Annotated in this window: 10 protein-coding genes, 1 pseudogene and 1 riboswitch; of the genes and pseudogenes, 2 read left to right on the top strand and 9 right to left on the bottom strand. The window is 60.4% G+C overall.

Annotated elements, in window-relative coordinates; all coding sequences use genetic code 11:
* Window positions 1–1,679 (bottom strand): annotated as a pseudogene (locus tag VNZ65_RS21690) (indolepyruvate ferredoxin oxidoreductase family protein); the annotation flags it as partial.
* 363 nt (window positions 1,680–2,042) lie between these two features.
* The gene (gene phhA / locus VNZ65_RS21685; protein ID WP_414649195.1) at window positions 2,043–2,915 is read right to left on the bottom strand and encodes a phenylalanine 4-monooxygenase; all 873 of its coding nucleotides are present in this window, start codon (window positions 2,913–2,915) and stop codon (window positions 2,043–2,045) included.
* A gap of 165 nt (window positions 2,916–3,080) precedes the next feature.
* Here phhA and VNZ65_RS21680 point away from each other — a divergent pair, with 165 nt between their 5' ends.
* On the top strand, window positions 3,081–3,602 hold the full coding sequence (locus VNZ65_RS21680; RefSeq protein WP_325672750.1) for an Lrp/AsnC family transcriptional regulator: 522 nt from the start codon (window positions 3,081–3,083) through the stop codon (window positions 3,600–3,602).
* Between the two features lie 39 nt (window positions 3,603–3,641).
* On the opposite strand, the gene VNZ65_RS21675 is transcribed toward VNZ65_RS21680, so the two are convergent.
* From VNZ65_RS21675 to VNZ65_RS21660, 4 genes are all read right to left on the bottom strand, one after another.
* The gene (locus tag VNZ65_RS21675) at window positions 3,642–4,325 is read right to left on the bottom strand and encodes a GNAT family N-acetyltransferase (RefSeq protein ID WP_325672748.1); all 684 of its coding nucleotides are present in this window, start codon (window positions 4,323–4,325) and stop codon (window positions 3,642–3,644) included.
* A 33-nt stretch (window positions 4,326–4,358) separates the two neighbouring features.
* Window positions 4,359–5,585: a multifunctional CCA addition/repair protein gene (locus VNZ65_RS21670; protein WP_325672746.1), complete on the bottom strand. Its 1,227-nt coding sequence runs from the start codon at window positions 5,583–5,585 to the stop codon at window positions 4,359–4,361.
* Between the two features lie 28 nt (window positions 5,586–5,613).
* Window positions 5,614–6,309: a glutathione S-transferase family protein gene (locus tag VNZ65_RS21665; RefSeq protein WP_325672745.1), complete on the bottom strand. Its 696-nt coding sequence runs from the start codon at window positions 6,307–6,309 to the stop codon at window positions 5,614–5,616.
* A gap of 100 nt (window positions 6,310–6,409) precedes the next feature.
* The gene (locus tag VNZ65_RS21660) at window positions 6,410–8,386 is read right to left on the bottom strand and encodes a lytic transglycosylase domain-containing protein (RefSeq protein WP_325672743.1); all 1,977 of its coding nucleotides are present in this window, start codon (window positions 8,384–8,386) and stop codon (window positions 6,410–6,412) included.
* 89 nt (window positions 8,387–8,475) lie between these two features.
* Here VNZ65_RS21660 and VNZ65_RS21655 point away from each other — a divergent pair, with 89 nt between their 5' ends.
* Window positions 8,476–9,012 (top strand): 5-formyltetrahydrofolate cyclo-ligase, encoded by a 537-nt coding sequence (locus VNZ65_RS21655; protein ID WP_325672741.1) that lies wholly within the window; start codon window positions 8,476–8,478, stop codon window positions 9,010–9,012.
* Here the strand turns inward: VNZ65_RS21655 and metF are convergent.
* From metF to ahcY, 3 genes are all read right to left on the bottom strand, one after another.
* Window positions 9,007–9,849 (bottom strand): methylenetetrahydrofolate reductase [NAD(P)H], encoded by an 843-nt coding sequence (gene metF, locus VNZ65_RS21650; protein ID WP_062119358.1) that lies wholly within the window; start codon window positions 9,847–9,849, stop codon window positions 9,007–9,009. The two genes, VNZ65_RS21655 and metF, sit on opposite strands and share 6 nt — an antisense overlap.
* 12 nt (window positions 9,850–9,861) lie before the next feature.
* Window positions 9,862–10,206 carry a phage holin family protein gene (locus tag VNZ65_RS21645; protein WP_061944706.1) on the bottom strand — a complete coding sequence of 115 codons (345 nt, stop codon included), beginning with the start codon at window positions 10,204–10,206 and terminating at the stop codon, window positions 9,862–9,864.
* Between the two features lie 70 nt (window positions 10,207–10,276).
* Window positions 10,277–11,713, bottom strand: a complete 1,437-nt coding sequence (ahcY, locus tag VNZ65_RS21640; protein ID WP_325672738.1) for an adenosylhomocysteinase — start codon at window positions 11,711–11,713, stop codon at window positions 10,277–10,279.
* 26 nt (window positions 11,714–11,739) lie between these two features.
* A riboswitch (S-adenosyl-L-homocysteine riboswitch) is annotated at window positions 11,740–11,813 on the bottom strand.
* Window positions 11,814–11,823: the final 10 nt, after the last annotated feature.

Raw genomic sequence — 11,823 nt, 5'->3', positions numbered from 1 at the left:
AACAGGATCTTGTAGGTGATGTTGACCTTGGCCGCGACCGATGCGCGGATCGCCAGCAGCCCGGGGTGGAAATAAGTACCGTCGCCGAGATTGGCGAATACGTGCTTTTCCGTGGTAAATGGCGCTTGGCCGACCCAGGTCACGCCTTCGCCGCCCATGTGGGTGAAGGTGGACGATTCGCGGTCCATCCACAACACCATGTAATGGCAGCCGATACCGGCCAGGCCGCGGCTGCCGTCCGGCAGCTTGGTCGAGGTATTGTGCGGGCAGCCGGAACAGAAATGCGGCACGCGGTCCTTGTTTGGATCCGGCTTGCTGCTGATGTTGAGCAGCGCTTCCTTCGCTTCCAGATAGGCGACCCGCTGCTGTACGCGTTCTGCTACCGGATGGCCGGCAAAATATTTCGACACGCGGGTGGCGATGGCGCGGGCGATCTGCGCCGGGTTCAGTTCATAGGTAGCCGGCAGCAGCCAGTCGCCATGGCCTTCGCCGCTGCGGTTGCTCCACTCGCCGGTATCGTCGAACTTGCCGACCACGCGCGGCCGCACATCGTCGCGCCAGTTGTAGAGTTCTTCCTTGACCTGGTATTCCAGGATCTGGCGCTTTTCTTCCACCACCAGGATTTCTTCCAGGCCTTGCGCGAACTCGCGCACGCCTTCCGCTTCCAGCGGCCAGGTCATGCCGATCTTGTACAGGCGGATGCCGATATCGCGCGCCACCGTTTCGTCGATGCCGAGATCAGCCAGCGCCTGGCGCGTGTCCAGGTAGGATTTACCAGCGGTGATGATGCCGATCTTGGCGCGCGGGCTATCCCAGATGATCTGGTTCAGCTTGTTGACGCGGGCATAGGCCAACGCTGCGTACCATTTGTAATTGTTCATCCGCGCTTCCTGGCCCAGCACGGTATCGGGCAGGCGGATGTTCAAGCCGTCGGCCGGCAGTTCGAAATCGGCAGCGGTGGGCAAGACAATCTTGACGCGGTCCGGATCGAGATCGATCGACGCGCCGGACTCGACCAGGTCGGTGACGCATTTCATCGATACCCATAGACCGGTATAGCGGCTCATGGCCCAGCCATGCAAGCCGTAATCGAGGTATTCCTGCACCGAAGACGGATACAGCACCGGAATGCCGCAGGCTTTCAGGATGTGTTCGCTCTGGTGCGCGGTGGTCGACGATTTGGCTGCGTGGTCGTCGCCGGCCAAGACCAGCACGCCGCCATTCTTGGAGGTGCCGGCCATGTTGGCGTGCTTGAAGACGTCGCCGCAGCGGTCGACGCCAGGGCCTTTGCCGTACCACATGCCGAACACGCCATCGTATTGCGCGCCGGGAAACAGGTTCACCTGCTGCGTACCCCAGACACTGGTGGCGGCAAGGTCTTCATTCATGCCGGGGTGGAATTTGACGTGATGCGATTCCAGGTATATCTTGGCCTTGGCGGCAGTCAGGTCGACGCTGCCGAGGGGGGAACCGCGATAGCCGGTCACGAAACCGGCGGTGTTCAAGCCAGCCAGCACATCGCGCTGCCGTTGCAACATTGGCAAACGAATGATGGCCTGCGTGCCCGTCATGAAAGCACGGCCACGTTCTAGTGTAAATTTATCATCAAGGGAAATGCTATCAGCTTCAGACGCTTGCGTGGGCAGCAAGGCTTGCGCCGATTTGAGTGGTGCGTTCATTCAGTCTCCGTGCCAAAAATTATGTTTTTGATTGCACTGCGTGGAGGTTATCCTACGCGGTAAAAACGTCTTCGCCTTGTGGGCAAATCGTCCTGTTTTTTACTATCTATTGCGGCCCCCAGATTATCACAAGCGGGGGGCCGACTCAATGCACGCCGCAGCATGCAAGCGCGCCGGCATTGGGGTAACAACTGTAACAACTGGTAAATCGAGTAGATCGGGAGCACGACTCAGCGTGTAATGGCAACTTGTCAGATGTGGCTGCATACCTCCCCTGGACCAGCCATGTCGGGCATTCCTCCCTCTAGTGTTCCCATTATCACTAGTTTGCGGATTCTGCCCTCCCCGGCAGGATCCGCTTTTTTATTTCAACTGCAGATTCGTCTCGCCATCCAGCAAGGTATTCGCCGCTAACGGCTGCAAGTCTTTCAGGCGCGCATAGATGGGCGTGAAATCCGGCGCGGTATCGTCGAACAGTTGCTTGAAATCATTGATGACAAAATAAGTTTCCTGGTAGGAGTCGATCTTGTACAGGGTGCGCATCACGCGCTCGACATCGAACGGCAGGCGCAGCGGCGCCTTGCTGCTCAGGCAATGCTCGATTTCGCCGCCGGACGAGAGAATCCCGGCGCCGTACACGCGCAAGCCTTCTGGACTCTGGATCAGGCCAAATTCAACCGTGTACCAGTACAGGCGCGCCAGCATCGACAGGCCGTCCAGCTTCATCGCTTTCAGCGCGCCCTTGCCGTAATCCTGCAGATGGTCGGCAAAAATCGGATTGAACAGCAGCGGCACGTGGCCGAAAAAGTCGTGGAACACGTCGGGTTCGACGATATAGTCGAATTCCTCCGGATCGCGCAGCCAGACTGTGACCGGGAAGCGGCGGCTGGCCAGGTGCTCGAAAAACACGTGGTCCGGCACCAGGCCGGGCACCGCCACCAGCGTCCAGCCGGTAGCCTTGAACAGCAAGGCCGAGCTTTCTTCAAAGCGCGGAATGCCGTCGCCGATATTGAGCAGTTCCAGGCTTTCGATGAAAACATCGCAAGCGCGCCCCGGGATCAGCTTGGCCTGGCGCTGGTACAGGCGGCGCCACAGCGCATGCTGCTCCGGCGTGTAGGCGTCCCAGTCCTGCTTGACCACATAGCGCGCGTCGATCTTGCTGTAGTCGCCGCGCAGCGAGGCGCCGTCCGACTTTTCAGCGACGGTGGCAAAGAAATCATCGGTGTTCAAGTTCATGTCCAATACGTTTGCATTCATTCTGTCGGTCCCGGATTCAAGGCATTTTGCCAATTTTATGCCTACAGTATACGGCTGAGACGAAAGCAGTTAATTGCAAATTTTGTCCCACAAACAATTATTTGCGCATTAATATGTCAAAAATCATAGCTTTTAAGGTCATTTATGCCAACGATTGTACTGGATGCAACCGATCGCAAGATTCTGGCGATCTTGCAGGAGGATGGCCGTCTCAGTAATCAGGAGGTAGCCGAACGCGTCAACCTGTCGCCCTCTCCCTGTCTGCGCCGCATCAAGCAGCTGGAACAGGCGGGTGTGATCCGGCAATACGTGGCGCTGCTGGAACCGGACAAGATCGGCCTCGGCCTGCTGGCCTACATCAATGTGCGCCTGGAAAAGCATAGCGATCCGCTATACCTGAGCGGCACCAAGGCCGCGGCCGCGCAGCATCAGACCATGTCGCCGCGGGTGTCGTTTTCCACCGCGGTAGAGCGCTGGCCAGAGGTGGTTGCGTGTTACGCCATGACCGGCGAAATGGATTTCCTGCTCCGGGTGCACGTGGAAGACATGGCGCATTTTTCGCGCTTCATGATGGAGACCCTGCTGCGCCATCCGGCGGTGCTGGATGTCAAATCGAGTTTCGCGCTGCAGCGGGTGAAAGATACGACGGCGTTGCCTTTGCTTTAGCCAGGCCGCGGAGCGGAAAGCAGTGGACTGTAACAGCCACTAATCGCGCTTGATACCGCGCAGGCTACCCAGCCATTTGAGGGCGGCGCGCAGGTTCGCCTTGAAGGTGTAGTCGAGCATGGCCGCCTGTTCCTGCACCGCCTCCTGCAGCACGCTGGCGGGATTGGCCGGCGGCAGTTTCAGGTAGGCGTCGGCCTCGCCGTAATCGCGGTGGATCGCCATGCCGGCCTTCTTGGCGATATGCATCATCACCTTGTTGGACGACAGGCAGTGCATGTACAAGGTATCGATATCGACATTGCGGCAACGTATCGCCGCCCTTTCAAACAGGCGGCTGCCTACGCCCAGGCCGCGCGCGGAAGCAGCCACCGACACACCGAATTCGGCGACCCGTTCCTTGGTGGTGGAGGCGCTCACCGAAGGCAGCGCCTCGCGCGGCGCGAAGGCTAGATGGCCGACGCCGAGCAGACGCAGCTTACGGTCGTAGACGCCGAATACGGTGTCGCGCGAGAAGTCGATATTTTCCACGTAGCGGCTGACCAGATCGTCCGACAGCGCCGAACCGAAACGCAGCAGGCGGTCGCCGCTGCTCAGCGCCAGGAAATGGCGCAACAGGCGCTTGCGCGCCCGACGCGACAATTCCTTGACGAAGACGATGGGTCGCGCCGCCTTGGCCTGGCCCGAGCCGGCGCCGCCGGCTGTCTTTATATCTGTGGCTGTCATCCTGGCCTCTCTGGTCGGACAAGCTGATCGGGATTATTGCCGTTGCGCTTGCAGCAGCTGCTCAACCACTTCCACCCGGGCAGCGTGGATCGCCTCGGGTATGCGCTGCGGCTGCTGCTGGAACATGCCGGCAATGACGCCGGCATTGACCGACTGCGCTGCCTGCAATGCCGCCTGCAGATAGGCCAGCTGCGGAAACGGTTTGTCCTCATAGCCGGTCCGGCCGCGAGAATCGCATTCGGTGGCACGTAGCATATCAATAAAGCGCTCAGGCTTGCGAAATGCGTCGCAGCGTCCCAGCAGGTTGACGATGGTGGCGGCGCGCAGCTCGAATGCGCGGCCGACGTTGCCGTGCTCGCGAGTGGTCATCAGGGCCAGGTCGCGTACCTCGCCCGGTACTTTGAGGCGCTGGCAAACCCGCTCCACCAGTTCCACACCCAAGCCTTCATGACCGTGATGACTGGGCCAGCCGGCAGCCGGAGTCACGCCTTTGCCAAGATCATGCATGATGGTAGCGAAGCGCACCGGCAGTGGATAGTTTGCGCGGGCGGCGGTATCCACCACCATCATCACATGCACGCCGGTATCGATTTCCGGATGATATTTTTCCGGCTGCGGTATCCCCCACAATGCATCCAGTTCCGGCATGATGCGCGCCAGCGCGCCGCATGCGCGCAAGACCTCGAACATGCGCGATGGCTTGCTTTCCATCAGGCCGCGCGCCAGCTCTTGCCAGACCCGCTCCGGCACCAATGCATCGACCTCGCCCGCCGCCACCATGCGTTGCATCAGGGCGTTGGTCTGCGGTGCTACCGTGAAGTCGGTGAAGCGCGCAGCAAAGCGCGCGACACGCAGGATGCGCACCGGATCTTCGGCAAAAGCATCTGAGACGTGGCGGAAAACGCGGTCTTGCAAATCCTGGCGGCCATTGAACGGATCGGCCAGGCTGCCGTCATCGGCGCGTGCGATAGCGTTGATGGTCAGGTCGCGGCGCACCAGGTCCTGCTCCAGCGTGACGTCGGCTGCGGTATGAAATACAAAGCCTTTGTAGCCGGGCGCCGTCTTGCGCTCGGTGCGCGCCAGCGCATATTCCTCATGCGTGTCGGGATGCAGGAATACCGGAAAATCCTTGCCGACCGGGCGGAAGCCTTGCGCCAGCATGTCGTCCGGCGTCGCCCCGACCACCACGTAATCGCGGTCCTTGACCGGCAAACCCAGCAACTCGTCGCGCACCGCGCCGCCTACCGCATAAACTTTCATGTCGTTGATTCAACCTGATGAGATGAAACTAGTCCGGCAATACTTCGGTTTCGGCCAGCGCTTCACGCATCCAGCGCGTCACCGCCGGGTGTGCCTGCACCCGCTCGGCATAAGCTTGCAAGGCCGGCGCCAGCGATACGCCGTAACTGTGGAAGCGCATCACTACCGGCGCAAAATAGGCGTCCGCGATCGAAAATGCGCCAAACAGGAATTGATGATGGCCGAATTCGGACAGGCAGGTTTCCCAGATCTCGACCACCCTGGCGATATCGGCCTGGGCGCCAGCGGTCCGCCCATGTCCTGGCTTGTGAGCCCGGATATCCATGGGCATGTCGGCGCGCAGGGCGGTGAATCCAGAGTGCATCTCGGCACAGATCGAGCGCGCAGTGGCGCGTGCCAGCGTGTCTTGCGGCCACATGCCGAGATCGGGAAACTGGTCAGCCAGGTATTCGCAGATCGCCAGCGAATCCCAGACCGGCGTCTCGCCCACCAGCAGGATCGGCACCCGGCCGCTGGCGGAATAGCGGCCTATTTCATTGGCGGTATGCGGCTGCCGCAGCAAGATCTTGTGTTCCTTGAATGGAATGCCGAATGCGGTCAGCGCCACCCATGGCCGCATCGACCAGGAAGAATAGTTCTTGTTGCCGATCACCAGCGTCAGACCATCCTTGCCTGCCTTTTGCAAAGCGGCTGACAGGCTGGGATCAAGTTCTGTGGTTTGCATACGCGGCTCCTGGACTGCCAGCAGGGTGGACACATCATGCCCGCCCTGTAATTCACTTCACCTGCGGCTCACACGTGGGCACGATGTGCCCAGCCTGCGATCAAGGCAGCGCCGATTCGACAAAACCCTTGGGCGCAACCGTACCGAGACGCGCTTTCAGCGACTGCGGCTTGCCGTCAAACAGGGCTGCATAATAAGTCGCATTGGACAGCACATTCTTGACATAGCCGCGGGTTTCGTTAAACGGAATCGACTCGGCAAATATCGCGCCTTCCACCGTGCCGGGCAAGGTCGAACGCCAGGCTCGCGGCCGGCCCGGGCCGGCATTGTAGGCCGCCGAGGCGAGCGCTTGCGAACCGTCCAGGTCGGACAGCACCATGCTCAGATAATTCGTTCCCAGCAAGATATTGGTATTCACATCCGAGATCTGGTCGGTGGTAAAGCCGCTCAGGCCGATTTTCTTGGCGACCCATTTGGCCGTCGCCGGCATCACCTGCATCAGGCCGCTGGCGCCGACATTCGAGCGCGCGCTGCGCATGAAGCGCGACTCTTGCCGGATCAAGCCGTAGACCCAAGCCATGTCGAGTCCCAGGTTCTGGGTGTTGGTGGTCATGACGTCGCGATGCGGCGACGGGAAGCGCTGGTTGAAATCGACTTCGACCTTGGTCCGGTCCGAGGTATTCACCATGCGGTCGAGGACATTGTTCTGACGCGCGAATTCGGCCGCCGTCAACAGCTGGCGGTCAGTCATCTTGCGCAATTCCCAGTTCCATTCGCGCACGCCTTCAAAACGCAGATTCATGTCAAAAAACCGCAGGGCGCGACGGAAGCCCTGGTTATTCGTCATGGCCGCCATCTCGATCGGGCTGAATGCCTGGGTCGACGAAACCGCGATGATTTTCTGTCCCAGTTCTTCCAGCGCCAGCTGACCGTAGAAATTGGTCTGGTCGGCGATCGACTGGAACTGCTGCTGGGCCTGGTCAACCTTGCCGTCTGCCTGATCGGCGCGGGCCAGCCAGTAAATCCAGGTCGGGTCGCTGCGCAGGGTTGCCGGCATCGCCTCAATGCCGCTGCGGACCAGCTTCCAGTCGCCGCCGCGCAGGGCCGAACGCACACGCCATTGATAGGCGTCGCCGGACAGGGGCGCGTTGTTCTTTACCTGACGCCAGTAGTCCAAAGCTTGCGGTTCCAGCTTGAGCGACGACTGCAAGGCAATCTGCGCCCATGCCAGCGAGCGCTCGGCGGATGTCAACTGATCCGATGATGTACTCAAGGCGCCGGCCGCACGGCTGGGGTCATTCTTGGCCACGCGTCCCAGGGCCAGGATGAACAATTCGTGGCCGCTGCGGCCAGCGCCCGGGCCGCGCGCCAGCAGCAGCGCGGATTTATCGATGGCTTGCGCCACCTGGGCATCATCGGCATCGACAAACGGCGTCATGCGGCGCGCCACGCCGGCAAAGCCGGACTCGACCGCCTGGCGGATCTGGAACCAGACGTCGTCAGCCGTGAACTGGCCGTTCTGCGCCAACGTACCGACCAGGTCGGTGCAACCTTGGCCGAAATCTTTCGGCGTCGTCAGCAAGGCGCGCGCCTCAGCCGCCACATTCACGCCCTTCAAGGCCGCCGAGGTCAGCGCATAGCATTTCAGCTGAGTGTCGTCGTCCAGCACGAATTTTGGATATTGCTCGTCAAAAGTGGCCCAGTCGCCGGCCTTGCCCAGCTCCAGCAGCCAGTCGTTGCGCAGGCGGTCAGCGATGGCGCTGCCGTCGTAACGGCTGAGATAGTCGCGGATGTCAGCCTGCGGCGCGACCAGGTCCTTGATCAACGGTTTGAGACGGTAGTAATCGACATACGAAGGAATGTCATAATCACTCAGGGTCGAGGCCAGCAATTCTGCCTTGTCGGCGTTATTTGCGCGGGCGGCGTCGCGCAGAGCGAGGAATGCGTCATCCTGGCTGGCGTAGCTGCCGATGGATGCGCTGTTGGCGGAGCGTTTTTGCGCATAAGCTGCACTTGTCAGCACGGCGGAAGAGGCCACGGCGACGGCGATAACGGCAAGCCATTTCTTTTTGAACATGTTAAACCTATTTTTTACGGGTACGAGCGATGACGTCTAGCATAGCATGTGATGCCAGTGATGCAACACCAAACCCGGACAAAGCCGCATTGCGACTTACCCTGCTGGCGGCGCGGCGCGCCATCGCCGCCGATAGCCGCAGCGACTGGGACCAGGAGCTGGGGCGTCGCGTGCTGGCCTGGGCCGCATCGTGGCGGCAGACGCAGCCGAACGGCGTGCTGGGGGTTTACTGGCCGATCCGCGGCGAACCCGATTTACGGCCGGTTTACGCCGAACTGACGGCCAGCGGCGTGGCGCTGGCGCTGCCGGTGGTGGCCGGCAACGATAGTCCGCTGCGTTTTCTCGCCTGGACGCCCGGCGACAGTATGGTTAAAGACAGCTTCGGAGTTGCTGTGCCGGCCAGCAATGTGAGCGCGACGCCGTCAGCCTTGCTGATTCCTTGCGTCGGCTTCAACCGCCGCAAGCTCAGGCTCGGCTACGGCGGCGGCTTTTACGATAGGACGCTGGCGCTGGCGCCGCGTCCGCAGGCAATCGGGATTGCCTACTCCTGCGGACTAGCGGAATTTGACGGCGACCCGCATGACATTGCGCTGGACGCCATCATCACGGAGTCAGCCAGCTTATAACTTCAGGCGCTGCCAGATGGCGATTGTCGCCGGCGAATGATTCAAGGTATAGAAGTGCAATCCCGGGGCGCCGCCGGCGAGCAAGCGCTCACATAGCTGGGTCACCACGTCCAGCCCGAAAGCCCGGATCGAATCGGTATCGTCGCCGTAGCTGGCCAGCTTGAGGCGGATCCAGCGTGGAATCTCAGTGCCGCACATGTCGGAAAAACGCATCAGCTGCGAATAGTTGGTGATCGGCATGATGCCGGCAACCACAGGCACTGTCGCCCCCAGTTTTTGCGCTTCGTCGACGAAACGGAAATAGGCGTCGGCGTTGTAGAAATACTGGGTGATGGCGCCGTTGGCTCCCGCCTTCACCTTGCTTACATAGCGCTGCACGTCGTCTTGCGGCGACTTTGCCTGCGGGTGCATTTCCGGATAGGCGGCGACTTCGATATGGAACCAGTCGCCGGTTTCGGCGCGGATGAATTCCACCAGCTCATTCGCATAGCGGAATTCGCCGGAAGAAAAATCCATCGCGCCGTAACCGCTCGGCAGGTCGCCGCGCAAGGCCACCAGGCGCTTGATGCCGTGATCCTTGTATTGCGCCAGGATCGCGCGCAGCGATTCGCGCGAGCTGCCAAGGCAGGACAGATGCGGCGCCGCTTCGTGGCCTTCGCTGCGGATATCCAGCACCGTGTCCAGCGTACCCTTCTGGGTCGAACCGCCGGCGCCGAAGGTCACCGAGAAATAGCGCGGATGCAGTTCCGCCAGCTTGGCGCGCGTCACCCGCAGCTTTTCCGTGCCCTCAGGCGTCTTCGGCGGGAAAAATTCGATACTAAAATTCTTTTGTGCCATTTTCTGTGCCAATCAATTCTTCTTCAACAGCAGCGTGGACAGCGCCCACGAAACGATGCTGTACAAGATCGCGCCGCCTACCGCCGCCCAGAATCCGGCGACATAGAAGCCGCTGACCAGTTGCGATACCAGCCAGAACATCAGGCCGTTGATGATAAAGATGAACAAGCCCAGGGTCAGCAAGGTCGCCGGCAAGGTCAGCAGCAGCAGCACCGGACGGATCAGGGTATTGACGAGACCCAGCACCAGCGCCGCGATCAGCGCCGCACCGAAACTGGTGAATTGCACCGAATGCATCAGGTACGGCACCGCCAGCAAGGCCAGGGTATTAATCAGCCAGGTAATCAGTAAGCGCATTGAGTTTCCTCTTGATGGTGGAAGATCCGCCGGCCGCCATCAGGCAGCCGGCGGCCGGATTGTTAACTGCTTAGTAGCGGTAGTGTTCCGGCTTGTAAGGGCCGCTTTGCTTGACGCCGATATAAGCAGCTTGCTCTTCCGTCAGCACCGACAGTTGGGCGTTCAGCTTTTTCAATTGCAGGCGCGCGACTTTTTCATCCAGATGCTTCGGCAACGTGTAGACGCCGACCGGATAAGCCTTGGTGTTCACGAACAGTTCGATCTGGGCGATGGTCTGGTTGGCGAACGACGAGCTCATCACGTACGAAGGATGGCCGGTGCCGCAGCCCAGGTTCACCAGACGGCCTTCCGCCAGCAGGATAATCCGCTTGCCGTCAGGGAAAATGATGTGGTCGACTTGCGGCTTGATGTTTTCCCATTCGTACTGCTTGAGGGCGGCGACTTCGATTTCATTGTCGAAATGGCCGATGTTGCAGACGATTGCCTGGTCTTTCATCTTTGCCATGTGCGCATGGGTGATGACATGGTAGTTGCCGGTGCAGGTGACGAAGATGTCGCCGTGCTCGGCTGCGTATTCCATGGTCACCACGCGGTAGCCTTCCATCGCCGCCTGCAGGGCGCAGATCGGATCGACTTCCGTAACCCAGACTTGCGCCGACAGGGCGCGCATGGCTTGCGCCGAACCCTTGCCGACGTCGCCATAGCCGGCGATCACGGCGACCTTGCCGGCGATCATGACATCGGTAGCGCGCTTGATGCCGTCCACCAGCGATTCGCGGCAGCCGTACAGGTTGTCGAACTTGGATTTGGTGACCGAGTCATTGACGTTGATGGCAGGGAAAGCCAGCTTGCCTTCCTTGTGCATCTGGTACAAACGGTGCACGCCAGTGGTGGTTTCTTCGGTCACGCCCTTGATCTGGGCCAGGCGAGTCGAATACCAGTTCGGTGCAGTGGCCAGCTTTTTCTTGATGGCGTTGAACAGGCAGATTTCTTCTTCCGAACCCGGGTTGCTCAGGACCGACGCATCTTTTTCGGCACGGGTGCCGAGATGCAGCAGCAAGGTTGCGTCGCCGCCGTCGTCCAGGATCATGTTGGCTTGCTCTTCGCCCGGCCATTCGAAAATGCGGTGCGTGAATTCCCAGTAGTCGTCCAGCGATTCGCCCTTGAAGGCAAACACTGGCGTACCGGCAGCGGCGATCGCGGCGGCGGCGTGGTCCTGAGTCGAGTAGATGTTGCAGGATGCCCAGCGCACCTTGGCGCCCAGCGCTTCCAGGGTCTGGATCAGCACCGCGGTCTGGATCGTCATGTGGATCGAACCGGTGATGCGCGCACCCTTGAGCGGCTGCGCGGCGGCGAACTCGTCGCGGATCGCCATCAGGCCCGGCATTTCGGTTTCGGCGATCCGGATTTCCTTGTCGCCCCAGCCCGACAGGCTGATGTCGGCAACGACGTAGTCTTGGCTGGAAGAGGTTGAGTGTGCAGTAGAGTTCATTACAGCGGCGTTCATCACGCCCTCCTTTCGTTAGAAAAAAAGTAACGTGAGCGCAGTTGCGTATTGACCGTTCCAAGCCTGGCAGACCATGTCTGTCGCAACGCTCCTTGGATACGATCTGCCAT

The sequence above is a fragment of the Collimonas sp. genome, from assembly GCF_035566555.1.
Taxonomy (GTDB): Bacteria; Pseudomonadota; Gammaproteobacteria; order Burkholderiales; family Burkholderiaceae_D; genus Collimonas.
Note: the sequence above shows the minus strand (reverse complement) of the source record. Positions and strands in the feature narration are given on the sequence as shown.

What these genes read in the sequence shown, in the direction of transcription:
- phhA (WP_414649195.1), bottom strand. Translation starts at nt 2,915, where the DNA reads ATGAACTTGAACACCGATGATTTCTTTGCCACCGTCGCTGAAAAGTCG.
- VNZ65_RS21680 (WP_325672750.1), top strand. Translation starts at nt 3,081, where the DNA reads ATGCCAACGATTGTACTGGATGCAACCGATCGCAAGATTCTGGCGATC.
- VNZ65_RS21675 (WP_325672748.1), bottom strand. Translation starts at nt 4,325, where the DNA reads ATGACAGCCACAGATATAAAGACAGCCGGCGGCGCCGGCTCGGGCCAG.
- VNZ65_RS21670 (WP_325672746.1), bottom strand. Translation starts at nt 5,585, where the DNA reads ATGAAAGTTTATGCGGTAGGCGGCGCGGTGCGCGACGAGTTGCTGGGT.
- VNZ65_RS21665 (WP_325672745.1), bottom strand. Translation starts at nt 6,309, where the DNA reads ATGCAAACCACAGAACTTGATCCCAGCCTGTCAGCCGCTTTGCAAAAG.
- VNZ65_RS21660 (WP_325672743.1), bottom strand. Translation starts at nt 8,386, where the DNA reads ATGTTCAAAAAGAAATGGCTTGCCGTTATCGCCGTCGCCGTGGCCTCT.
- metF (WP_062119358.1), bottom strand. Translation starts at nt 9,849, where the DNA reads ATGGCACAAAAGAATTTTAGTATCGAATTTTTCCCGCCGAAGACGCCT.
- VNZ65_RS21645 (WP_061944706.1), bottom strand. Translation starts at nt 10,206, where the DNA reads ATGCGCTTACTGATTACCTGGCTGATTAATACCCTGGCCTTGCTGGCG.
- ahcY (WP_325672738.1), bottom strand. Translation starts at nt 11,713, where the DNA reads ATGAACGCCGCTGTAATGAACTCTACTGCACACTCAACCTCTTCCAGC.